This window comes from Streptomyces sp. NPDC050549 (genome assembly GCF_040655035.1).
Taxonomy (GTDB): Bacteria; Actinomycetota; Actinomycetes; order Streptomycetales; family Streptomycetaceae; genus Streptomyces.
Genome location: NZ_JBFAJD010000008.1, coordinates 1 through 22,646, shown reverse-complemented (window position 1 = coordinate 22,646; position 22,646 = coordinate 1). Strand labels below are relative to the sequence as shown.

Sequence of the window (22,646 nt, the reverse complement as noted above, 5' to 3'; positions counted from 1 at the left end):
GCCTCAAGAGTAATAGGTAGGCAAAAGTTTGACCCTACCTCTTGGGGAGGATCTTCCCCTCGTCCTGCCAAGGTACGCGGTGGACCGCACCCCCTGTGAACACTGGTACCAACCCGTGACGCCCGGCTTGGAAGGCCCTTATCCCTGTTCAACCGGTTCATCCAGAGGGAATCCGGTGTACGCCTCCGCGAGATCCGTCTCGGCGGCCCGCGAGGACGCGATCCGCTCCAGGCGGGCCAGCTGGAGCCGCCCCTCGAAGGGTGTCGCGTCGGGCGCGCGGTGCAGAAGGCTCGTCATGTCGTAGGAGAACCGCTCGGCCTGCCACACCCTCCGCAGACAGGTCGCGGAGTAGGCGTCGAGCCGCTCCTCGCTCCCCGTCTTCTTCTTGTACGTCAGTGCCCGCGCGAGGGTGACGACGTCACCGACGGCGAGGTTGAGGCCCTTGGCTCCGGTGGGCGGCACGATGTGCGCGGCGTCGCCGGCGAGGAAGAGCCGGCCGTGCCGCATGGGTTCGTGGACGTAGGAGCGCATGGGGGTGACCGACTTCTGGGTGATGGGCCCGCGGTCGAGCGTCCAGCCGTCCTCCGTCTCGAACCGGCGCTCCAGCTCGTCCCAGATCACGTCGTCGCTCCAGCTCTCGGCGTCCGCGCCCTCCTCCACCTGGAGGTAGAGGCGGGAGACGGACGGGGAGCGCATGGAGAGGAGGGCGAAGCCGCGGTCGTGGCGGGCGTAGACGAGCTCGTCGTGGGAGGGCGCGACGTCGGCGAGGATGCCGAGCCAGGCGTAGGGGTACGACCGTTCGAAGACGCGGGACAGCTCGGCGGGGATCGCGGTGCGGGCGATGCCCCAGAAGCCGTCGCAGCCGACGACGTAGTCACAGTCGAGGATGTCCTCGCGGCCGTGCTGCCGGAACCGGACGCGCGGGCTCTCGCTGTCCGCGCCCTCCACCGCGAGCGCCTCGGCCTCGAACAACAGCGGTCCGCCGCCCGCGAGTTGAAGGGCGATCAGGTCCTTGCACACCTCGGTCTGCGCGTAGACCATCACGCTGCGGCCACCGGTGAGGGCCGGGAAGTCCACCCGGTGCCGCTTCCGGTCGAACCGCAGCTCGATCCCGTCGTGCCGCAGCCCCTCCCGGTCCATCCGCTCCCCGGCCCCGGCCGCCCGCAGCACGTCGACGGTCCCCTGCTCCAGGATTCCGGCCCGCTGCCGGTGCTCGACGTACTCCCGGTCCCGGCTCTCCAGGACGACCGAGTCGATTCCGGCGTTGTGCAGCAGCCGGGCGAGGAGGAGTCCGGCGGGGCCGGCTCCGATGATGCCGACGGTGGTACGCATCGGGGGTCCCTTCGAGCGCGGGTCGTTCACTGACGTGTGCCCACATGATGGCGCGTTCGCATAGTGAAGTTTACTTCACCTATCTGGCCGTCTCAGTCTCCGACCGGCCGGGCCGGACTGTCAACGGTTGGAGGGCGAGCCCTTTCGGGTGGTGTCGAGCTGGAAGTGCCAGACGACCGCGAGCGGGGAATCCTCCAGGGCCGCGGCCGACGCTTCCGGGCACCAGTGATGCAGGTCCCAGGACGGGTGGGCCGGGAGCGGGTCCGGGGCGACGGCGGGGGTGAGGGAGCGGCGGGGGCGCCGGGGTTCCTCACAGCTGCGGACCTGGAATCCCAGCGGGAGGGCCGCGGCGAGGTAAGCGCTGAGCGGGCGGTGGTACTCGTCGAGGAGGGACGGACGGCCGTCCGGGCCGGGGCGGCGGGGCAGGGTCGGCCGGAGATAGGACGCCAGCAGGTGGGCGTCCGAGACGACGAGGTGTCCGCCGGGGCGCAGGACGCGCGCGAACTCCCTTAGCACCGGCGCCAGTTCGGGGACGTGGGTCAGGGCGAGCGCGCACACGACGGTGTCGACCGCATCGTCCGGAAGCGGCAGCCGGTGCAGGTCGGCCTGATGGAAGTCGACGTCCGGCAGGCGCTCGCGGGCCCGGGCGAGCATGTCCGGCGAGGCGTCGACGCCGACGACCCGGTGGCCGAGTTCATGCAGGTGGGCGGTGTGGCGGCCGGTTCCGCAGGCCGCGTCCAGTGCCGTGCCGACGGGCAGGCCGTCCAGGACGCGCCGGACGACGGGCTGTTCGACGTCGATCATGCCGTTGCCGGGGGCGTCGTAGTGCGGTGCCCAGTCCTGGTAGACCTCGGCCGTGCCGACCGTACCCGGTTCCGCCGTGACCCCCTCGGCGTGCGCGAGGGCGGGTGTGTCCAGCAGGGTGCGGATCTCGGCGATCCGGGCCTCGACGAACGCCCGGTCGGCGCTTCCCTCCCGGAAGCCGCGGAGCAGAGCGGCGCCCTCGACGCCCAGCAGATATCCCAGGGGGCTCAGATAGGTCACCCCGAGCACGGTACGGACCGGTCCTCCGGCCACTCCACCGGTTTTCCCGCGCTTCGGACAGGGCCCGTCCGGTGACGGGTTGCCGCGCCTACGTCGGCAACACACCGTTCCCGCGGGTCACAGTCAGTGACCACGATAGTGCCCGGAGCCGGACTTGAACCGGCACGCCCGCGAAGGGGCAGCGAGGTTTAAGCTCGCCGTGTCTGCATTCCACCATCCGGGCAGGCCGTGGGCTCCACATCGAGACCCCGAGCCTATCGGGGCGCGTCTCCCCAACAGCGGGCGGGCGTACCGATGTTGTCTTATTTTATTGATGTCTGAGGGTTCATCAGACCGTGGAAAGAGCCATCAGCACTTGCCAATAGCCTTGCGTGCGGTCTGGGGGCGCGTATGCGGAATGACGGAATTTCACCGCCCGAACGAGGGTGCTCCACCGGTTCTTGACCTGGGCCTGACTCAGGGCTGGTAGCGGCGCTCGTCCCGCGGCTCACCTCGGGGGCGGCCCTCATCCCCAGGTATGACAGCGCCGCGTGCAGTCCGACTGGAGGCTGCCCCCCGAACCGGAACAGCGGGTGACTACACGGCGGCATACGGCCGGAAGGATGGGACGCGTCCCCAGCAACACCGTCGTCCCGACAGGAGTGCCTTCCGTGACCACCACCCCCATCGCCGACCGGACCACCTCAGTGGCCGCGCGTGCCACGGATCTTTCCAAGATCTACGGACAGGGCGAGACCCAGGTGGTCGCCCTCGACCAGGTCTCGATCTCCTTCCGGCAGGCCGAGTTCACGGCGATCATGGGCCCCTCGGGGTCCGGCAAGTCCACCCTCATGCACTGCGTGGCCGGCCTGGACACGTTCTCGTCCGGTTCCGTCCGGATCGGTGACACGGAGCTGGGCTCCCTGAAGGACAAGCAGCTCACGAAGTTGCGCCGGGACAAGATCGGCTTCATCTTCCAGGCGTTCAACCTGCTGCCGACGCTGACGGCCCTGGAGAACATCACCCTCCCCATGGACATCGCGGGCCGCAAGCCCGACAAGGAGTGGCTGGACTCGGTGATCCGGATGATCGGTCTCTCCGACCGGCTCAAGCACCGGCCCTCCCAGCTCTCCGGCGGCCAGCAGCAACGCGTCGCCGTGGCAAGGGCGTTGGCCTCCCGCCCCGACATCATCTTCGGCGACGAGCCGACCGGAAACCTCGACTCGCGCTCCGGCGCGGAGGTGCTGGGCTTTCTGCGCAACTCCGTACGGGAGCTTGGGCAGACGGTGGTCATGGTGACCCACGACCCGGTGGCCGCGGCCTACGCGGACCGGGTGGTCTTCCTCGCGGACGGACGCATCGTCGACGAGGTCTTCGAGCCGACGGCGGACTCGGTGCTCGACCGCATGAAGCGGTTCGACGCCAAGGGCCGTACCAGCTGAGCCCGAGCCCGAGTCTCCTGACGCTCCCTCACCTCTCGTACACCTGGACTGAGTAGACCCATGTTCCGAACCGCCTTGCGCAACGTACTCGCGCACAAGGCCCGGCTCCTCATGACCGTGCTCGCCGTGATGCTCGGCGTCGCGTTCGTGTCGGGGACCCTGGTCTTCACCAACACCATCTCGAACGCCTTCCAGAACAGCTCGGCCAAGGGCTTCGACCAGGTCGACGTCGCCGTCCGGGCCAAGTTCCAGGACAGCAAGGGCGACGCGGTCGGCAAGACGCCCGAGCTGACCCAGGCCATGCTGGACACCAGCGCGAAGGTGCCCGGCGCCGCGTCCGCGACCGGGGTCGTCAACGGCTTCACCGCCATAGCCGACAAGAAGGGCAAACTGATCGGCGGCGGCTTCCAGTCCGAGGGCGGCAACTACTGGGGGGACAAGGACGCCCGCTATCCCCTCAAGTCCGGTACGGCACCGCACGGTTCGGGCGAGGTCGCGATCGACTCCGAGACCGCGAAGCGCGCCGGGTACAAGGTCGGCGACACCGTCCGCATCTCGGTCGACGGCCCGGTGCTGACGCCGAGGATCACCGGCATCTTCACCACCGACGACGGCAATGTCGCCGCCGGCGGCAGCCTCGCCCTCTTCGACACGGCCACCGCGCAGAAGCTGTTCGGCAAGGCCGGGACGTACGACGAGATCGATGTGAAGGCGGCGGCCGGGACGAGCCAGGCGGCGCTGAAGTCCGCGCTGGACCAGGCCCTCCCGAAGGGACAGACGGAGACCACCACCGCCCAGAAGCTCGCCGACGACCAGGCCGAGACGATCGCCTCCTCGATGAGCGGCCTCAAGCAGGGGCTGCTGGTCTTCGCGGGCATCGCGCTCTTCGTCGGTACGTTCATCATCGCCAACACCTTCACCATGCTGGTCGCCCAGCGCACCAAGGAACTGGCGCTGCTGCGCGCGGTCGGCGCCTCCCGCCGGCAGGTCACGCGGTCGGTGCTGGTCGAGGCGTTCGTGGTCGGCGCGGTCGCCGCGGTAGCCGGTCTGGTCGCCGGTATCGGCATCGGCGCCGGGCTGCGCGCGCTGATGGGCACGATCGGCGCGACCGTCCCGGACGGTCCGCTGATCATCACCTCGGGCACGGTCCTCAGCGCCCTCGCGGTCGGCATCCTCATCACCATGCTCGCCGCCTGGCTGCCCGGCCGCCGGGCCGCGAAGATCCCGCCGGTCGCCGCGATGAGCAGCGTGCACGCGACGGCCACCACCAAGTCCCTGGTGCTGCGCAACACGCTCGGCGCGCTCTTCTCCGGCGCGGGCATCGCGGTCGTCATCGCGGCCACGTCGATGAACGGCTCGGACGGCCAGGCACCCATGGGGATCGGCGCCGTGCTGCTGATCATCGGGGTGTTCATCCTGACCCCGCTGCTGTCCCGCCCGCTGATCGCGGCCGCGGCCCCGCTCCTGCGGATCTTCGGGATCTCCGGCAAGCTGGCCCGCCAGAACTCGGTGCGCAACCCGCGCCGTACGGCCGCCACCGCCTCCGCGCTGATGATCGGCCTCACCCTCATCACCGGCATGACGGTGATGGCGGGCAGCCTCCAGCAGGCGATCGACAGGATGGCCTCGTCCGCGATCAGCGCCGACTACATCGTGTCGATGGCCAACGGCAACGAGCTCTCCCCCGACGTCGACAAGACGCTCACCACCACCTCCGGCATCACCGCCAGCAGCCCGCTGCGCAACGCCCCTTCGCGCATCGACGGCGAGACCGAGTTCCTCACCGGGGTCAACGGCTCCGCGATCGGAAAGCTCACCGACCTCAAGGTCGACAGCGGCACCTTCAAGGTCGCCGGCGCGCAGGTCGTCGTGGACGACGACACGGCCAAGTCCCATGGCTGGAAGGCCGGTTCGACCTTCACCACGCACTACGAGGACGGCAAGGCGCAGCAGCTGACCGTCTCCGCGGTCTACGAGGGCAACGCGCTGATCCGCGGCATCATGCTCGACAACGCGACGCTCTCCCCGCACCAGACCGACCCGGCCGACATGCAGATCCTGGTCAAGACCGCCGACGGCGCGTCGAGTTCGACGAAGGACAGGCTGGAGAAGGCCCTCGGCTCCAACCCGGCCGTCAAGGTCCAGGACAAGAAGGACCTCTCGAACAGCATCGCGCAGGTCTTCACCCTGATCCTCAACATGGTCTACGGCCTGCTCGCCATGGCGGTGATCGTCGCGGTCCTCGGGGTCATCAACACCCTTGCCATGTCGGTCTTCGAGCGCTCGCAGGAGATCGGGATGCTGCGCGCGATCGGCCTGGACCGCAAGGGCATCAAGCGGATGGTCCGTCTTGAGTCCCTGGTCATCTCGCTCTTCGGCGGGGTGCTCGGCATCGGCCTGGGCGTCTTCTTCGGCTGGGCGGCCGGTGAGTTGATCGGCGCGAAGATGTCGACGTACGAACTGGTCGTCCCCTGGGCCCGGATGGCGCTGTTCCTGCTCCTGGCGGGCACGGTCGGTGTGCTGGCCGCGCTGTGGCCGGCCAGGCGGGCGGCGAAGCTGAACATGCTGTCGGCCATCAAGTCCGAGTAGCCGCACATGAGTCGGGGCCCCGTTCCGATACGGAAAGGGGCCCCTTGCCGTTGGTTCAGTTCCAGGTGCGGGCGCGCAACGGCATTCCGGAGCCGCCCGGTTCGAGGGCACGGACGGCCAACACCTGGTTGACACCGATGTGGTTGCGTTCGAAGCCGAGCGTGGAGGCCGCCATGTAGAGGCGCCACACGCGGGCCCGCCCGGCGCCGACGAGGCCGACCGCGCGCCGCCACTCGGCCTCCAGGTTGGCGACCCAGCGGCGCAGGGTGAGCGCGTAGTGCTCGCGGATCGCCTCGACGTCCCGCACCTCGAACCCGGCGCTCTCCAGCTGGGTCACGGTGGTGCCGATCGGGGCGAGTTCGCCGTCGGGGAAGACGTACGCGTCGATGAACTCGTCGATGTCGTACGCCGATTCGTCCTGCCAGGGGCGGCGGGCGATCTGGTGGTTGAGCAGCCGCCCGCCCGGCCCGAGCAGTGCGTAGAGGACTCTCGCGTACTCCAGGTACCGTGCGGAGCCCACGTGTTCGGCCATGCCGACGGAGGAGATGGCGTCGTAGGGTCCGTCGGTGACATCGCGGTAGTCCTGGACGCGGATCTCGACCTTGTCGGTGAGCCCCTCCTCGGCGACGCGCTTACGGGCGTAGGCCGCCTGTTCCTGCGAGAGGGTCACACCGACGACGCTCACGCCGTACTCGCGGGCCGCGTGCATCGCCATCGAACCCCAGCCGCAGCCGACGTCGAGGAGCCGCTGACCGGGTGTCAACTCCAGCTTGCGGCAGATGAGTTCGAGCTTGTCGCGCTGTGCGTCCTCCAGGGTGCCGTCCGGGGACTCCCAGTAGGCGCACGAGTAGACCATCGAGTGGCCGAGGACGATCTCGTAGAAGTCGTTGCCGACGTCGTAGTGGTGGCTGATGGCGCGTTTGTCGGTGCGCTTGGTGTGGAGGTGTGCGCGGCTGCGGCGGACCTCCTCCGGGGGCGGGGCGGGCGGCAGCGGGAGCCCGCCGAGTCTTATCAGGCCGCGGACGGCCGAGCGGACCTCGGGGTCGCGCAGCGACTGGCCGAGGGTGCGGGCGTCCCCGCCGCGCTCCCACACGAGGGCGGACAACTGGCCGAGGCCGGCGTACAGGTCGCCCTCGATGTCCAGGTCCCCGGCCACCCAGGCGCGCGCGAGACCCAGTTCGCCCGGCTTCCACAGCAGTCGGCGCAGGGCACGCCGGTTGCGTACGACGAGGGTCGACGCACCCGGCGGACCCGCCTCGGAACCGTCCCAGGCACGGATGTGCACCGGGAGAGGAGTGCCCAGCAACCGTTCGAAGAGGGTCTTGAGCCGCAGCGCGGCATCAGCCATGGCGCGCACCTCCGTGACGAGGATCCTGTGATATGTCCATCATTAGGTAAACATCCGCCCGGCCTGACCGCAGTCCCTCCAGGGCGTCACGGGCAGGCAAAAAAGTTGTAGCGGACATGTGTACAGATGCACAGAGGCGCGCCGGGGATACCGGAAATGCCCGAAGGGGCCGCCCGCACCACGGATGGCGGGCGGCCCCTTCGGGCGTGTTCTCAGCGGTGACCGGAGGTCAGGAGGCCTTGGCCTTCTCCTCGGTCTTCGCGGCGGCGGCCGGCGCCGGCGCCGGCTTGGCGGCCTCGTAGAACTCCTCGCGGGGGTTCTCCATGGCGCCCAGGGACACGACCTCGCGCTTGAGGAACATCGCGAGCGTCCAGTCGGCGAAGATGCGGATCTTGCGGTTCCAGGTCGGCATCGCCAGACCGTGGTAGCCACGATGCATGTACCAGGCGAGACGGCCCTTGACCTTGATCTTCACCTTGCCCATGACGATCATGGCGACGCCCTTGTGGAGGCCGAGGCCGGCCACGGCGCCCTTGTTGGCGTGCGAGTACTCCTTCTGCGGGAAGCCCCGCAGGCCGGAGATCACGTTGTCGCCGAGGACCTTCGCCTGGCGCAGCGCGTGCTGGGCGTTCGGCGGGCACCAGGCGTTCTCGACACCGGCCTTGCGGGCGGCGATGTCGGGCACCTGGGCGTTGTCGCCGGCGGTCCAGATGTAGTCGGTGCCGGTGACCTGGAGGGTCGGCTGGGCGTCGACGTGACCGCGCGGGCCGAGCGGCAGACCGAAGCGGGACAGGACCGGGTTGGGCTTGACGCCGGCCGTCCACACGATCGTGTTGGAGTCGACCTCCAGGCCGTTCTTCAGCACGACGCGGCCGTCGACGCAGGAGTCCATCGAGGTCGAGAGGTAGATCTCGATCCCGCGGCTCTCCAGGTGCTCCTTGCCGTAGAGGCCGAGCTTGGGGCCGACCTCCGGGAGGATCTTGTCGGCGGCGTCGACGAGGACGAAGCGCATGTCCTCGCGGGAGACGTTGTTGTAGTACTTGGCCGCGTCCCGGGCCATGTCCTCGACCTCGCCGATGGTCTCCGCACCGGCGAAACCGCCGCCGACGAAGACGAAGGTGAGCGCCTTGCGGCGGATCTCCTCGTCGGTGGTGGAGTCGGCCTTGTCGAGCTGCTCGAGAACGTGGTTGCGCAGGCCGATGGACTCCTCGATGCCCTTCATGCCGATGCCCTGTTCGGCGAGGCCGGGGATCGGGAAGGTGCGGGAGACCGCGCCCATCGCGATGACGAGGTAATCGAAAGGCAGCTCGTACGCCTCGCCCACGAGGGGGGCGATCGTGGCGACCTTGCGGTCCTGGTCGATGGTGGTGACCCGGCCGGTGAGGACCTCCGCCTTCGGCAGTACGCGTCGCAGCGGGACGACGACGTGCCGAGGGGAGATGCTGCCGGCGGCGGCTTCGGGGAGGAAGGGCTGGTAGGTCATGTACGACCGGGGGTCGACGACCGTGACGGTCGCCTCGCCGTAGCGCATCTTCTTGAGAATGCGCCGAGCTGCGTACAGGCCTACGTACCCACCGCCTACTACGAGGATCCTGGGACGCTCCGTGGTGCTCATGCCATCGAGTATCCACCTGCCCCTGGGGGGGCGCTCGTGCGCCCCTTCACAAGCTTCCACAGGGGCTGTGTTATCCTCCGCAACTCCCATGATCCAGGTCGTCTCGCGCGAGGGGAACCACGGTGCGGTTCGCCCCGTTGTCAAGGCCGCGTGAGCTGCTCCTCTGTCCCGCCGGACCCCCTGGACCACACCTCCGCGACACCCTCCCGAAACTCCCCCGAATCACTCCCGCACCGGCCCGCCGAGCACGCTCCCGGGCCCGCCGGAGCCCCGGACGGGCCAACCCGGGCAGTCCGGTCGCCCAACTGGACAGAATTCCTTGTGAAGAACTTCACGAACTTTCCTACGGACACGTTCCGGAGGAGGGTGGCGAGCACCCCTGCACCCGCTCATACGTTATATGGGCTGCTCAGGAGTTTACTACCGGTCAGTAATAATTCGGGGTGTCCGTCCGCTCCACGGACGCGGCCCCAGTCCCTCGGAACGAGTTGTCGGGGCCGCGGTGCGCACGCTTCAATACGCGCGGCCGTACCAGACGAACCGGGCGGCGTCGATGCCGGTCCGAGCCCCAGCGCCGGAGCACGCCGCCGTTGACGGAACAGCTGCTCGCGCTCATCGCCCGGATGCAATTCCCCTGGGCAGAGCCGGCCTCGGCGAGGCTTTCCGGGACGTCATGATCGGCGGAGTTCGTGAAGTCCGCGAACTCCCCGTGAACCAATCATGAAGCGGCCATGCCACCGCCGGTCCCGGAACTCCGCTGCTCAGCCGCCCTGTCGACCGCCTGCGGGCTGCTCCGCCGCCTTGAACGCGATCCCGTCGAGGATCGCGCACGAACGCGACTCCGCGAACATGGTCGCGTGTACACACGTGCGTGTACACTGATCTCATGACTGAGAACACCGTGACCGTGCGGGAAGCCCGCGCGCACCTCGCCGACCACATCAACCGGGCCGAGGAAGGCGTTCCGACCGTCATCATGCGTAACGGCGCGCCGGTGGCAGCCGTGGTTCCGATCGCCGACTTCGAGGCACTGGAGGAAGCGGCCGACGTCATGCTGGCGCGCGAAGCCGAAGCGGTGCTGGCCGAGGGCGGCCCCACAGTGACGATGGCCGAACTGTTGGCGGACCTGTTCACCGAGCAGGACGGCGATGCGGCGTGAAGTACGCCTTCCGGTTCACCACGGCGGCGCAGCGGCAACTCCGGGCTGTCAGCCGATTCGACGCCATGCGCATCCTGACCGCGCTGACCGCACTCGGTGACGACCCGTATCGCCAGGACGCCGACGTCAAGAAACTCACCGGCCCGTCCGGGCTCTACCGGCTCAGGGTCGGCAACTACAGGGTCGCCTACCAGATCAACGACGGTGAGCTCGTCATCCTCGTCGTCAAGGTAGGCGACCGGCGGGACGTGTACCGCAACCTGTAGGCGGTCAGGCCAAAGACCAGGCGATCCCGTCCAAGATGTCGTGCTCGCTCACCACGACCTCCGTCGCGCCTGTCCGCTCCATGATCGAGAGGAGTACGAGGGCGCCCGCGCCGATGACGTCGACGCGGCCCGGGTGCATGGAGGGGATCGCGGCACGTTCGGCGTGGGTCGATTTCAGCAAGGAGTCCGTGATCTCGCGGACGCGGTCGTAGGAGATGCGGGAGTGGTGGATGGCCTCCGTGTCGTACTCGGGGAGGTTCTGGGCGATCGCCGAGACCGTGGTGACCGAGCCGGCCAGGCCGACCAGGGTGCAGGCCTCGCGCAGCGGGACGGTCTTGCCGGCGAGGTCGAGGGCCTCCTCGATGTCCGCGCGCATCGCCGCCACCTGGTCCGGGGTCGGCGGGTCCGTGACCTTGCCGTCGCGGACGAGGTGGCGCTCGGTCATGCGGACGCAGCCGATGTCCACGGAGCGGGCGGCGCGGACCTGGTCGTCGCCGACCACGAACTCCGTCGAGCCGCCGCCGATGTCGACGACCAGGTAGGGCTTGGCGAGGTCGTCGCGGCCCGTCAGTTCCTTGGTCGCGCCGGTGAAGGAGAGCTCCGCCTCCTCGTCGCCGGTGATCACCTCCGGCTCGACGCCCAGGATGTCCAGGACGCCCCGGACGAAGTCCTCGCGGTTAGAGGCGTCGCGGGAGGCCGACGTGGCCACGAAGCGGACCTTGTCGGCGCCCTTCTCGCGGATCACCTCCGCGTACTCGCGGCAGGCCGCGAACGTCCGCTCCAGCGCCTCGGGGGCCAGCCTGCCGGTCTTGTCCACGCCCTGGCCGAGCCGCACGATCGTCATCCGCCGGTCCAGCTCGCGCAGTTCACCCGTGGCCCCCGCGCCGGAGGCGCCGTCGGACACAGCCACGTCCGCGACGAGCAGCCGGATGGAGTTCGTACCGCAGTCGATCGCCGCGACACGGCTGAAACCCTCCTCCAGCAGCGGGACGTCGGAGAAGTAGGTGCTGCGGATCGCGGTGGGGTCGGAGGTCCCGGCGGTCCCGGCGGGCAGTTCGTCGGCCGGGTCCGGTGCCGCCAGCGGCTGTACGCACGGGCCCTTCGCCCACCACTCCGGCAGCATCGCGAGCGCCTCGTCGCCGAGCGGGTTGACGCCCGGGCCCGCGGCCAGGGAGTGGCCCACGAGGACGTGCAGGCACTTCACACGGTCCGGCATGCCGCCCGCGCTCGGGAAGCCCTCCAGGACCTCGATGGCGTCGCGGCGGGCGATGTAGTCCTCGTGCGCGGCACGGTACGCGGCGGCCAGTTCGGGGTCCGTCTGCAGCCGGGCCGTCATCTCCTTCATGACGCCGTTCGCCTCCAGCGTGCCGATCGCCGAGGCGGCCTTCGGGCACGTCAGGTAGTAGGTCGTCGGGAAGGGCGTGCCGTCGGGGAGGCGGGGGGCCGTCTCCACCACGTCGGGCTGTCCGCACGGGCAGCGGTGCGCGATCGCGCGCAGGCCGCGCGGCGGACGCCCGAGCTGCTGCTTGAATGCCTCGACATCCGCGTCGGTGGGCTCGGTGCGCGGAGTGGACGGCGGGGGCGTTTCCATGACTGTCTTCAGGACGTCTTTCTCTGGGTCAGTTCTCGCTGGCGGTTCTCACTGGTCGGAGGCGTCGGACTTGTCGACGCCGTCCCAGACGTTCGAGTACCAGGGACGGTCGGCCGCCCCCAGCTCGGCGCGCGACTGCTTGGCCGCGTCCGGGTCGATCACGATGTAGCCGGTCTCCCCGGGCATCACATAGTGCAGCCGCTGGCGGATCTGCTGTTCCGCGTACGAGTCGTCCTGCCAGCGTGCCTTGAGGTCGCGGAGCTGCTCGACGCGCTGCCGGGCCTGCTCCTGCTGCCGCTGGAGGTCGGAGATCTCGGCGCGCTGGGAGACGTACTGCCTTATCGGGTACGCCAGCGCCACGATCAGCGAGCAGAGCACCAGGGCGAGGAGGGCCGCCCGGCCGGTGAGCCGGGAGCGGCGGGCCTGCCGTTTGGTCTGGGAGCGGTAGACACGGGCCGCCGTCTGCTCGCCGAGCAGCTTGAGCCTGGTCGCGGTGGAGAACCGGTCCCGGTCCTTCACGGCCATGTCCCGCCTCCCCTTCACACGCGCGTACGTCCCCGCACACGGTACGGGACCGGGTGCGGGGACGTACGTACGACTGGCTATGGATTGACTGACCCGGTGGAACCCTGGGGTCAGCCCTTGAAGCGCGGGAAGGCGCTGCGGCCCGCGTACTCGGCGGCGTCGTCGAGGATCTCCTCGATGCGCAGCAGCTGGTTGTACTTGGCGACGCGGTCCGAGCGGGCCGGGGCGCCGGTCTTGATCTGACCGCAGTTCACCGCGACGGCGAGGTCGGCGATGGTGACGTCCTCGGTCTCGCCGGAACGGTGGGACATCATGCACTTGAAGCCGTTGCGCTGGGCCATCTCGACGGCGTCCAGGGTCTCGGTCAGCGAGCCGATCTGGTTCACCTTGACGAGCAGGGCGTTGGCGGTGCCCTCCTCGATGCCGCGGGCGAGGCGCTCCGGGTTGGTGACGAAGAGGTCGTCGCCGACGATCTGGACCTTGTCGCCGAGGCGGTCGGTGATGACCTTCCAGCCGGCCCAGTCGTCCTCGTACAGCGGGTCCTCGATGGAGACGAGCGGGTACGCGGAGACGAGCTCCTCGTAGTACTCGGTCATCTCGGCGGCCGAGCGGGACTTGCCCTCGAACTCGTACTTGCCGTCCTTGTAGAACTCGGACGCGGCGACGTCGAGTGCGAGCGCGATCTGCTCGCCGGGGACGTAACCGGCCTGCTTGATGGCCTCGAGGATGAGGTCGAGGGCGGCGCGGTTGGACTCCAGGTTCGGGGCGAAGCCGCCCTCGTCGCCGAGGCCGGTGGACAGGCCCTTGGTCTTCAGCACCTTCTTGAGGGTGTGGTAGACCTCGGCGCCCCAGCGCAGCGCCTCGGAGAAGGACTCCGCACCGATCGGGGCGATCATGAACTCCTGGATGTCCACGTTCGAGTCGGCGTGCGAGCCGCCGTTCAGGATGTTCATCATCGGAACGGGCAGCAGGTGCGCGTTCGGGCCGCCCAGGTAGCGGAAGAGAGGGAGGTCGGACGCCTCGGAGGCGGCGTGCGCGACGGCGAGGGAGACGCCGAGGATGGCGTTGGCGCCGAGCGAGCCCTTGTTGTCGGTGGCGTCCAGGTCGAACATCGCCTGGTCGATCAGGCGCTGCTCGGTGGCGTCGTAGCCGACGAGCTCCGGGCCGATCTGCTCGATGACGGCGAGGACGGCCTTCTCGACACCCTTGCCGCCGTAGCGGTTGGGGTCGCCGTCACGCAGCTCGATGGCTTCGAAGGCACCCGTGGAGGCGCCGGACGGAACGGCGGCACGACCCGTGCTGCCGTCGTCGAGGCCGACCTCGACCTCGACCGTGGGGTTGCCTCGGGAGTCCAGGATTTCCCGGGCTACGACGACGTCGATGGACGGCACGAGCATCTCCTTCTTGGGGTCTGACGCGGCTACGGCAACACCGCAGCGGCTCTGCGAGACGAGCCTAACCGGCTCCGGGCGATTGGCCATCCGGTCGGCCGCCTGATGGACAGAACCGAGAGTAAATTGTTTCCGAACGGAACAAAGAGTCCGGTAAAAGTGCGCGCGACTTGCAGAAGTGGGGACAAGCGCGGCGCACAAAAAAGCCCCGCCCCGGTGCGTACGGGGGAACACGCACCGGAGCGGGGAGCCCGTGGGGGACGGGGGTGACCCTCACGAGGCCTCCATGATGGAGTCCACGGATGTGAGGGCGCTGTGGTTCAGCTGAGGGCTACTTAAGGTGGAGCTGCTGACCCGGGTAGATGAAGTCGGCGTCGTCGATGATGCTCTTGTTCAGCTTGAACAGCTGCTGCCAGCCGCCCTTGACCTTGTGCTTCTCGGCGATGGAGCTGAGAGTGTCGCCCTTGACGACCTTGTACTCGCCGTCACCCTTCTTGACCTTCTTGCCGGTCGGGGTGGAGACGGTCTTCTTGGCGGCCGGGCGCTCGGCGGAGCGGGAGGCGGTCGTGTTGGACGTGGAGCGCTCGGTGGTGCTCTTGGAGGAGCTGTTCGAGCTGCTCGACGAGCTGGAGCTGCCGCCGGAGTAGGTGGCGCCCGACAGGCCGGTGCCGCAGACGGGCCAGGCACCCTTGCCCTGGGAGGCGAGAACCTTCTCCGCCACGGCGATCTGCTGGGACTTGGAGGCCTGGTTCGCGGTGGAGGCGTAGGCGGTGCCGCCGTACGCGGCCCACGTCGAGGCGGAGAACTGCAGGCCGCCGTAGTAGCCGTTGCCCGTGTTGATGGACCAGTTGCCGCCGGACTCGCAGCTGGCGACCGTGTCCCACTCGGAGGCGGTGGCGGCGGAGGCGTTGCCGGCCGCCATGAGCGGGGCGGCGATGGCGACGCCGGTCACGCCGGCGAGCGTGGCGACGCGGGTGGCCTTGGACGGACGGCGGTGCTTGCCCTTGCTGGAAAACAGCATGGAAAATCCCAATCCCCTCACCGACGCCTACGAGGTGAGCTGTCGGGTTCGGGCCGTGTGAGTTGCCCGGCCGCACACCTCTCGGTGCGCGGCTTAACCCCAAGCCGGTTCCGGTCGTCTCTCAACTCCCGGGCCCGGCACTTACCTTGGGTCCCCCGCTCCTGCCTACGGCGCTTGACGCGACGAATGTTCCCGGAGGCCGCTGGCAGGACTCGGCGTGTGCGGCAGCCGGGGCTCGTGGTGACGAGCGGCCTTGACCGTAGACACGGAATCGGCGGAATTTCAAAGACGATCAGGGCTTCTGAGACTCATCCCACACTTTCACCAAAGCGGACATTCGGCGCGAAGTGTGACGTGAACTCCCGCTGTTTTGCTGCTACTTTCCGCCCGTTTCAGCACTGACGTCCAAGGTCTGACCGGCGACAATCGCGGCCGGATCGGCGCCTATCACCTTTTTGTTCTCGGCGTAGAGCGCACGCCATCCGCCGTCGAAGCCAAGGGAGTCGGCGATGGACGCGAGGGAGTCGCCGGCGCGGACGGTGTACGCCTGGGGCACCGCACTCTCCCCGGAACTCTCGTCGGCACTCGCTCCGCGGTGCTTGCCGGTGGTCTGCTGCTCGACACCCTGGTCGCTTCCTTGATCGGCCGAGTCACCGAGCGCGCCGGTGTCGACGAGGCTCCACTTGCCCACCGCCTGCTCCGAGTTGTCCGATTCGTCGAGTTTCGGGGAAGCGGTGGTCGAGCTGTCACCCGCCGACGGAGTGGTGGACTTGTCGGACTTGGTGGGGTTGTCCGTCGCGGAGGGGGTCGGGCTCTGCGAATCGGAGGGAGTGGGTTCCGTGTTGCCGGAGTCGGACAGCCCGAACGATCCGGAGTCACCCGACGAGTCGTCGGAGGAATCGGAGGAGCCCGAGGAGCCCGAGGAGCTGGACGAGCCGGACGAGGTCGTCACGCCGGTCGACGGCGAGTCACTCGCGACGCCGGTGTCGACGTTCGCCGAGCCCGAGGTCGTCGTGAGGCCGGCGACCAACGCGCAGGTGACCCACTCGGAGGTGCCCTTGGCGTCGAGGATCTTCTCGGCGACGGCTATCTGCTGGGAACGGCTGGCGAGGTCGGCGGTCGGGGCGTAGTCCTCGCCGCCGTACTTGCTCCAGTCGTCCTGGGTCAGCTGGAGCCCGCCGTAGTGGCCGTTGCCGCTGTTCTCGCTCCAGGAGCCGCCGGTCTCGCACTCGGCCACCTTGTCCCAGGTGGTGCCGTCGGCGGCGTTCGCGGCGGCGGCGCCGAGGAGGGGGATGGCGATGGCGGAGCCGGTCACGCCGGCCGCGACGAGGATTGCCGGAGCCTGACGGGGGCGACGGTGACGACCGTTCCCGGAGAGCATGCGGAGGCCTTTCGCGTGACGACTGGGGGGAGCACGCGGCGGGTGCTGCGGGGCGCCGCGCTGGTATTCGAACGTAGCCGCAGTCGATCACCCGTCACAAGTTAATGCCACGTAGATCACGTGAAGATCACAGAGTTGAGGAACTGTCATCTTCGGGTTTACGGGGCGGGATCGCCTGTTCGGTCCAGGTTTACGAGGGTGTCTGCGGGGTTGGTGTGCCCGCTCGTGGCGTGAACTCCACGGGCAGGGTGCGCAGTCCGCGCATGATGAGGCCACCGCGCCAGCGCAAGTCGGCGGGATCCGCCGCGAGTTGGAGGTCGGGCAGGCGGGTGAGGAGCGTGGCGAGCGCGGTCTGCCCCTCCAGACGGGCGAGCGGGGCGCCGAGGCAGTAGTGGACGCCGTGGCCGTAGCCGAGGTGTTGATTGTCACGCCGCCCGAGATCCAGCACGTCGGGATCGGCGAACCGTTCCGGATCGCGGTCCGCGGCGGCCAGTACGACGAGTACGGGGTCGCCGGCCGCGATGTCCTGCCCGCCGAGCGTGAGGGGGCGAGTGGCGAAGCGCCAGGTCGCCAGCTCCACCGGGCCGTCGTAGCGCAGGAGTTCCTCGACGCCGGTTTCGAGGAGGCCGCGTTCGCCCGCGGCGAGGGACTTCTCCAGACGGGCGCGCTGCTCGGGATGGGTGAGGAGGGCGTAGGTGCCGTTGCCGATGAGGTTGACGGTCGTCTCGAAGCCGGCGAAGAGCAGGATGAAGGCCATCGCCGCGGCCTCGTTCTCGGTGAGGTGCTCGCCCTGGTCGGAGGCGCGGATGAGGGCGGAGATCAGGTCTTCGGTGGGAGCTGGGTCCGGGGTGCCGGGGGAGGTCCCGCCGGGGTGCGGGGCAGGGGCCTCGGAAAGGGCCGCGCGCTTGCGGTGGATGAGGTCGGCGAGATAGCCGCGCATCTTCTTCACGGACCGCGCGACTCCGCCCCTCGGTCCGCCCCCGTGCCGGATCATCATGCCCGCCCAGTCCCGGAAGTCGTCCTGGTCCTCGCGAGGGACGCCGAGCAGGTCGCAGATGGCGTAGATGGGGAGCGGGAAGGCGAAGTCGTGGATGAGGTCGGCGGAGCCGTCCGCTGCGAACCGGTCGATGAGATCGTCCGTCAACTCCTGCACCCGGGGCGCGAATTCGGCCACCCGGCGGGGTGTGAACGCCTTGCTGACCAGCCGTCGGAGCCGGGTGTGGTCCGGCGGGTCGATGTTGAGCAGATGCGTCATCAACTCCGCCTTGCGCTCGCCCGGGATACCGGTCTTGCCCTTGGCGTGCGCCGGTTCGTCGTGATGCGCGGGGTTCTTGGACAGCCGCGGGTCCGCGAGGGCGAGCTTGGCGTCGGCGTAACGCGTGACCAACCAGGCCTCCACTCCGCTGGGGAGGCGTGTCCTGTGCACGGGGGCGTGCTCACGGAGCCAGGCGTACGCGGGGTAGGGGTTGGTGGCGAACTCCCAGGTGAAGAGTTCGGGGGCGGAGGAGTGGGAGAGGTGGGGGTGCGGCTGGGCTGGCTGGTCTGTCACTCCTTGACGGTATCCGGGGTGGGGGCGCGCTCCGCGAGGGCCTTCAGGGCGGCGGGGTGGCCCATGTCGGCGGCTTTGCGGTACCAGGTCGTCGCCTCGTCGGGCCTGCCTTGTTTTTCGAGGAGGGTGGCCAGGCGGTAGGCGCCGTAGGAGTCGCCGGATTCGTGGGCCTTCTCGTACTGTTCGCGGGCCTTGTCGGGGTGACCTTGCTTTTCCAGTACGACGCCGTAGTGGGCGATGTCGAGAGGCCAGTCGTCAGTGTCCGCGAAATACGTCGCAGCGCTCTCCAACGGCTGGCTCCGGTCCCGCTCCAACTGTCGTTGCAGGTAACCCACCCACTCGTTGCCGTCGCTCGCCGCGCGCCCCAGCCATGCTTCGGCTTCCTCGCGCTCATTCTCCACGAGATGGCACAACGCCATGCTCAGAGCAACCTCGGTGTATCCCACGCTCGCCGCCGCGCCACAGTAATCACCCGCGGCTTCGACCTCCCCCTTTCCAAGCAGCACACCGCCCAAGCGGTGCGCGGCCTCCGGGTTGCCCTGCTCAGCTCCGGCCCTCAGCCACCGTTCCGCCCGCTCCAACAAGAGTTTGCCGAGCAGCGTCGCCGCGTCACCGTCCCCGGCGCCGGCGGCCGATTCCAGGAAGGCTTCCGCCTCCCTGGGCTCGCCGCGCTCCGCCAGCAGCCTCCCAAGGTGCCCCGCAGCCTCGGCCCGTCCCACTTTCGCGGCCCGCCGGAGCCAGGACTCGGCCTTCTCCCCCTCCCCAAGGCTCTCTTCAAGCAGGCCGAGGGCATGCATCGCCGACGCGTCCCCCGCCTCGGCCTGGCGCAGATACGCCTCCCGTGCCCCGGCGCCAACGCGCTCGACGTCGTACGCCGCCGGGTTCGCCCGTGCCGCCTCCAGCGCGCAGCCCCACACCCATTCGGCGACGGGCGGGAACGTCTCGTCCTGTTCCGCCGTGTGCACGAAATACGGCAGCACGTCCGCGAACGGTCCCTCCTCCCCTTCACCGCATCTCAGCGTGCGCAGCACCCCGTACCGTTTCCGCGCGGCCCACTCCCAGGCGTCGTCCAAAGACTCCCGGTCCAGCCCCGCAGTGCCGTACCCCTCATGCACGGTCACCAATAGGTCCTGCGACAAAGGCCCCTTCAGCCCGCACCGGGCCAGATCAACGGCCGCGCGCACCAGTGCGTACCCGCGAGGGTGCCGCTCGCGATTCGGGGCGAGTTGCCAGTCGTTCCAGAGGCGAGGCCCGACGGCGAGGTAGGTGGCGACGCCCACCGTGCCGCACTCGCGAGCCGCCTCGGTGAGCCGGGGATCATCCTCAGCCACCGCGCGCTCCAGGTCGGCGGTCCCCCAAGCACGGGGAAGTTCAACAAGCTGCGCCAGGCTCAGCAACCGCCCCTTCGCGGACGTCCCGACATACTTCTCGTACGCCTCCTCCCGCATCGTCGCCAGTACGACCGCCTCCAGGTCGGTCAGTTGGGCCAACAACCGCGGCTCCAGACCACCAGGCCCCAGATGGTCATCGAGGTCGTCGAGCCAGACGACACACCGCTCCGCCCGGCCCCGCAGCAGCGCGGGCAGCTTCCGCAGTTCCTCGTGCTGGGTGGGCACGAACACCGGGCGGTCAGGGAGCACTTGAGCCATCGCGGCCAGCGCGGTGCGCGACTTGCCCGCGTACGCGGGCCCGAGGACGACCACCAACCCGCCCTCCGAACTCGCCTGTTCCAACGCCGAGTCGACCGTCCCGTCCTGGTCCCTGCGCACATACGGCGGCAGCGCGGGCAGCCCCTTCACTCGGCGGGTCGGCCGGACCCCGTGTGTGCGCGGCTCGATGTCTTTCGCCAACGGCCAGTCCAGTGGAACGTGTTGGGCGTCGTCCGGGGGCGGGCCGGTGTACGCGTTGCGCACGTGCTGGACGCCGATGACCTGTCCGTTGAAGGTGGCACTGCGGAAGTCGATGTGGTCTCGGTCGGTGGGCTCAGGAAGTGGAGGCGGGCTCGTCGGTTGGCCTTTGTCGAGTAGCGCTCCGTCCTTGGGTGGGCGCAGCGCGTTCGGGCCGAACCGACCGATGAGGGAGCGGAGTTCGTCGGTCGCCATGGGGTTGGACGACCGCCGGAATCCCTCAAGCAGTTGACGACGCCACAGCGCCATCTGCCCCATACTGGGGGCCGTTCCCCTCCCCCCGTTGACGGTGCCGAGGTCCTGCGCATACGCATCCAGCCCACGCCGTCCGAGCCAGACGACGAATTCGGCCCGGACCGCCACCCAGTCCGTCCAGTCGGGCGATCCCAGACCCCACACCAACACGTCGACCGCCTCATCGGCCAGCCGCTCCAACTCCCCGTCGTCCACGCGCTCCCCCACACCCGAAACCGTCCCTGAGCCAACGGTACTGAGCCCAAGCCCCCTCCCCCGCCCAACCCGCTACATCACGCCCCGCCGCCGCTCTCCTCAACCCCCCTGATCGCATCCCGATAAGCCCGCCCCGCCGCCCGCAACGCAGCCTCCGGATCCACACCCTCCGCCTCCGCACGCACCGCCAACGCGAGCAACTCGTAACCGATGCCGTCGCCCCCCTCCGGCAGAGGCAACCGCACCTCAAGTCCCGCCGTACGCACGCGCGATGCCAGCTTCGCCGCGAGCGCCAGACCGGGCTGGCCCATCGGGATGCCCTCAGTAATAGAGGTACGGCGCTTCTCCTCCGCCTTCGTGCGCAGCCAATGTGCCTTGACCTCCTCGGGAGTCGACGCGGTCTCGTCGCCGAAGACGTGCGGGTGGCGGTGGATCAGCTTGGTGACGATGCCGCCGGCCACGTCGTCGATCGAGAAGGGGGTGTCGGGGTCCTCCTCGGCGATGCGGGCGTGGAAGACGACCTGGAGGAGGACGTCGCCCAGTTCCTCGCGCAGTTCGTCGCGGTCGCCCTCCTCGATCGCCTCGACGAGTTCGTACGCCTCCTCGATGCCGTACTTCGCCAGGCCCTTGTGGGTCTGCTGGGAGGACCACGGGCACTCGACGCGGATGCGGTCCATGACCTGGACGAGGTCGAGGAGGCGGGCGCCCGGGAGGTCGTAGGAGGCGGGGAGGAGTTCCAGCTCGGGCATCTGGACACGGCCGGAGCCGGCGAGGCGGGCCAGGCCGTCCGTCAGCGCCGGTTCGCCCTCGCCCGTGGCCACGATGACGACGGTGTGGCCGCCCGCGCAGGCGGCGACCAGTTCCTCGGCGGTCGGGGACGCCTCGACGACCGTTATGCCGGCCTCGCTCAGATACGGCAGCTGCGGATGCGCAGCGTCCGCGCACAGCACGCGGTCGGCGGCGCGCAGCGCCTCCCAGGCGGGCCAGGACAGCAGGCCGGGGGCGACACGGTGGCTGGTGGTGAGCAGGACGATGCGGCCAGGAGCGGGGGTGCTCTCGGGACCGGGGCTGGTTTCGTTCACACACCGAACGTAACCCACGTCACCGACAGCCCCACGAGTTGTCCACAGGCCAGTGGGCAGCCCCGCAGATGCCGTGTCCGCCGTACCGTTACGCCGACTCCTGCGTCTGCGCCGCCGTCACCTCGCGCACCCACGGTGTCTTGGCGTCGACCCGGCTGCTCTTCTCCACGTCCCAGGTGCCGTAGCGCGGGTTGAGGTCTACGTGGAGTTCCTTGGAGGCCGTCGAGAGGGCCTTCCAGAAGGCGGGCCGGCTGGTGTCGGTGCCGAGCTTCGCGGCGAGTTTGCGGCCCTCGACCTGGAGGCGGAGGTTCTCGTCGAGACGCTGCGGCGGGACGCCGTACTGCGCGAGCCAGGTCGCCTCCAGGGCCTTGGAGCCGCCCGCCTGCTGGGCGAGGGCGGCCCGCATGTCCTGGATGTCCTTGCGGGTGACGGTGACGTCGGCGTCCTGGGCGGCGCGGTGCACGACCTGGCCGAAGACCATGCCGTAGAGCGTCTCGCGGGTGAGGCCGCCGGTGGTGGCGATGGCCCGCACGTACTGTGCCTGGTCCTGGACGGCCGCCCGCTGTGCCACGCGCACCTCGTCGACCCGGCTCTGCAACTGCGCGACGGTGATGCGCTGCCCGCCGACGACGGCAGCCGCGCCGGGATGCGCCTCGCTTCCGCAGGCGGTCAGGGCGGGGGCCGCGGCGGCGATCACGGCGGTGAGGACGAGCGCGGTGCGACGGCGGCGGTGCAAGGGAGCCTCCCGAGGAGATTGTGCGACGGTGCACAAAGTCTTGCGGTGATCGATGTTAGGCAGTGGGTCGCCTGTGGCCAACCCATTCGACCAACGATTCACGAGGACTTCGGGCACCGGCACGCACCGGCACGCACGCGTGCGCTAGTGCCGCATCAAGCAACGTTGGCCCTGTCGACGACCGCGCGTAGGCGCCGGTCGTCGGCATGGCGGTTTCGCCAGATGATGTAGCGGCGGAT

Annotated in this window: 17 protein-coding genes, 1 tRNA gene, 2 pseudogenes and 1 riboswitch; of the genes and pseudogenes, 4 read left to right on the top strand and 16 right to left on the bottom strand. The window is 69.3% G+C overall.

The genetic code is table 11. The features are described from left to right. Positions 1–138: 138 nt before the first annotated feature. From AB0I51_RS14090 to AB0I51_RS14080, 3 genes are all read right to left on the bottom strand, one after another. A complete protein-coding gene (locus AB0I51_RS14090; RefSeq protein WP_362974722.1) occupies positions 139–1,332 on the bottom strand; it encodes a 4-hydroxybenzoate 3-monooxygenase in 1,194 nt (397 codons plus the stop codon). A gap of 120 nt (positions 1,333–1,452) precedes the next feature. After that, positions 1,453–2,376 (bottom strand): class I SAM-dependent methyltransferase, encoded by a 924-nt coding sequence (locus AB0I51_RS14085; RefSeq protein ID WP_362974720.1) that lies wholly within the window; start codon positions 2,374–2,376, stop codon positions 1,453–1,455. 139 nt (positions 2,377–2,515) lie between these two features. Beyond that, positions 2,516–2,599: transfer RNA gene (locus tag AB0I51_RS14080), tRNA-Leu, on the bottom strand. A 427-nt stretch (positions 2,600–3,026) separates the two neighbouring features. Between AB0I51_RS14080 and AB0I51_RS14075 the strand changes: the two genes are divergently transcribed. Together AB0I51_RS14075 and AB0I51_RS14070 are read left to right on the top strand one after the other, a co-directional pair. Then, on the top strand, positions 3,027–3,797 hold the full coding sequence (locus AB0I51_RS14075) for an ABC transporter ATP-binding protein (protein ID WP_019066687.1): 771 nt from the start codon (positions 3,027–3,029) through the stop codon (positions 3,795–3,797). Positions 3,798–3,857: 60 nt separating this feature from the next. Next, complete coding sequence (locus AB0I51_RS14070) at positions 3,858–6,386, top strand: FtsX-like permease family protein (RefSeq protein ID WP_362974718.1); 2,529 nt, start codon at positions 3,858–3,860, stop codon at positions 6,384–6,386. 55 nt (positions 6,387–6,441) lie between these two features. On the opposite strand, the gene AB0I51_RS14065 is transcribed toward AB0I51_RS14070, so the two are convergent. Further along, positions 6,442–7,734 (bottom strand): cyclopropane-fatty-acyl-phospholipid synthase family protein, encoded by a 1,293-nt coding sequence (locus AB0I51_RS14065; protein WP_362974716.1) that lies wholly within the window; start codon positions 7,732–7,734, stop codon positions 6,442–6,444. Between the two features lie 229 nt (positions 7,735–7,963). Continuing rightward, positions 7,964–9,349 carry an NAD(P)/FAD-dependent oxidoreductase gene (locus AB0I51_RS14060; RefSeq protein ID WP_362974715.1) on the bottom strand — a complete coding sequence of 462 codons (1,386 nt, stop codon included), beginning with the start codon at positions 9,347–9,349 and terminating at the stop codon, positions 7,964–7,966. 886 nt (positions 9,350–10,235) lie between these two features. Between AB0I51_RS14060 and AB0I51_RS14055 the strand changes: the two genes are divergently transcribed. After that, on the top strand, positions 10,236–10,508 hold the full coding sequence (locus AB0I51_RS14055; RefSeq protein ID WP_266681171.1) for a type II toxin-antitoxin system Phd/YefM family antitoxin: 273 nt from the start codon (positions 10,236–10,238) through the stop codon (positions 10,506–10,508). Then, complete coding sequence (locus AB0I51_RS14050; RefSeq protein WP_362974713.1) at positions 10,505–10,774, top strand: type II toxin-antitoxin system RelE/ParE family toxin; 270 nt, start codon at positions 10,505–10,507, stop codon at positions 10,772–10,774. Before AB0I51_RS14055 ends, AB0I51_RS14050 begins: the two co-directional genes overlap by 4 nt. Positions 10,775–10,778: 4 nt before the next feature. Here the strand turns inward: AB0I51_RS14050 and AB0I51_RS14045 are convergent, their stop codons facing one another. From AB0I51_RS14045 to AB0I51_RS13995, 11 genes and pseudogenes are all read right to left on the bottom strand, one after another. Next, positions 10,779–11,756, bottom strand: a complete 978-nt coding sequence (locus AB0I51_RS14045) for a Ppx/GppA phosphatase family protein (protein ID WP_362975149.1) — start codon at positions 11,754–11,756, stop codon at positions 10,779–10,781. A 156-nt stretch (positions 11,757–11,912) separates the two neighbouring features. Next, positions 11,913–12,365: pseudogene (locus AB0I51_RS14040) on the bottom strand (DUF501 domain-containing protein); the annotation flags it as partial. A 48-nt stretch (positions 12,366–12,413) separates the two neighbouring features. After that, positions 12,414–12,890 carry a septum formation initiator family protein gene (locus AB0I51_RS14035; RefSeq protein ID WP_019064035.1) on the bottom strand — a complete coding sequence of 159 codons (477 nt, stop codon included), beginning with the start codon at positions 12,888–12,890 and terminating at the stop codon, positions 12,414–12,416. A 110-nt stretch (positions 12,891–13,000) separates the two neighbouring features. Beyond that, the gene (gene eno, locus AB0I51_RS14030) at positions 13,001–14,287 is read right to left on the bottom strand and encodes a phosphopyruvate hydratase (RefSeq protein WP_362974710.1); all 1,287 of its coding nucleotides are present in this window, start codon (positions 14,285–14,287) and stop codon (positions 13,001–13,003) included. Between the two features lie 325 nt (positions 14,288–14,612). Beyond that, the gene (locus AB0I51_RS14025; protein WP_362974708.1) at positions 14,613–15,302 is read right to left on the bottom strand and encodes a transglycosylase family protein; all 690 of its coding nucleotides are present in this window, start codon (positions 15,300–15,302) and stop codon (positions 14,613–14,615) included. Positions 15,303–15,311: 9 nt separating this feature from the next. Beyond that, positions 15,312–15,485: riboswitch (cyclic di-AMP (ydaO/yuaA leader) on the bottom strand. 193 nt (positions 15,486–15,678) lie between these two features. Then, positions 15,679–16,683, bottom strand: coding sequence for a transglycosylase family protein (locus tag AB0I51_RS14020; protein ID WP_362974706.1), 1,005 nt, complete (start codon positions 16,681–16,683; stop codon positions 15,679–15,681). 190 nt (positions 16,684–16,873) lie between these two features. Continuing rightward, on the bottom strand, positions 16,874–18,232 hold the full coding sequence (locus AB0I51_RS14015; RefSeq protein WP_362974704.1) for a cytochrome P450: 1,359 nt from the start codon (positions 18,230–18,232) through the stop codon (positions 16,874–16,876). Continuing rightward, complete coding sequence (locus tag AB0I51_RS14010) at positions 18,229–20,601, bottom strand: hypothetical protein (protein WP_362974702.1); 2,373 nt, start codon at positions 20,599–20,601, stop codon at positions 18,229–18,231. Before AB0I51_RS14010 ends, AB0I51_RS14015 begins: the two co-directional genes overlap by 4 nt. A gap of 65 nt (positions 20,602–20,666) precedes the next feature. Further along, complete coding sequence (locus AB0I51_RS14005; RefSeq protein WP_362974700.1) at positions 20,667–21,671, bottom strand: nucleoside triphosphate pyrophosphohydrolase; 1,005 nt, start codon at positions 21,669–21,671, stop codon at positions 20,667–20,669. 88 nt (positions 21,672–21,759) lie between these two features. Next, positions 21,760–22,407 carry a SurA N-terminal domain-containing protein gene (locus AB0I51_RS14000; protein ID WP_362974698.1) on the bottom strand — a complete coding sequence of 216 codons (648 nt, stop codon included), beginning with the start codon at positions 22,405–22,407 and terminating at the stop codon, positions 21,760–21,762. 155 nt (positions 22,408–22,562) lie between these two features. Further along, a pseudogene (locus tag AB0I51_RS13995) lies at positions 22,563–22,646 on the bottom strand (transposase); the annotation flags it as partial.

Coding starts and splice junctions, on each gene's coding strand:
- AB0I51_RS14055 (WP_266681171.1), top strand. CDS start 10,236: ATGACTGAGAACACCGTGACCGTGCGGGAAGCCCGCGCGCACCTCGCC.
- AB0I51_RS14070 (WP_362974718.1), top strand. CDS start 3,858: ATGTTCCGAACCGCCTTGCGCAACGTACTCGCGCACAAGGCCCGGCTC.
- AB0I51_RS14090 (WP_362974722.1), bottom strand. CDS start 1,332: ATGCGTACCACCGTCGGCATCATCGGAGCCGGCCCCGCCGGACTCCTC.
- AB0I51_RS14025 (WP_362974708.1), bottom strand. CDS start 15,302: ATGCTGTTTTCCAGCAAGGGCAAGCACCGCCGTCCGTCCAAGGCCACC.
- AB0I51_RS14060 (WP_362974715.1), bottom strand. CDS start 9,349: ATGAGCACCACGGAGCGTCCCAGGATCCTCGTAGTAGGCGGTGGGTAC.
- AB0I51_RS14065 (WP_362974716.1), bottom strand. CDS start 7,734: ATGGCTGATGCCGCGCTGCGGCTCAAGACCCTCTTCGAACGGTTGCTG.
- AB0I51_RS14020 (WP_362974706.1), bottom strand. CDS start 16,683: ATGCTCTCCGGGAACGGTCGTCACCGTCGCCCCCGTCAGGCTCCGGCA.
- AB0I51_RS14035 (WP_019064035.1), bottom strand. CDS start 12,890: ATGGCCGTGAAGGACCGGGACCGGTTCTCCACCGCGACCAGGCTCAAG.
- eno (WP_362974710.1), bottom strand. CDS start 14,287: ATGCTCGTGCCGTCCATCGACGTCGTCGTAGCCCGGGAAATCCTGGAC.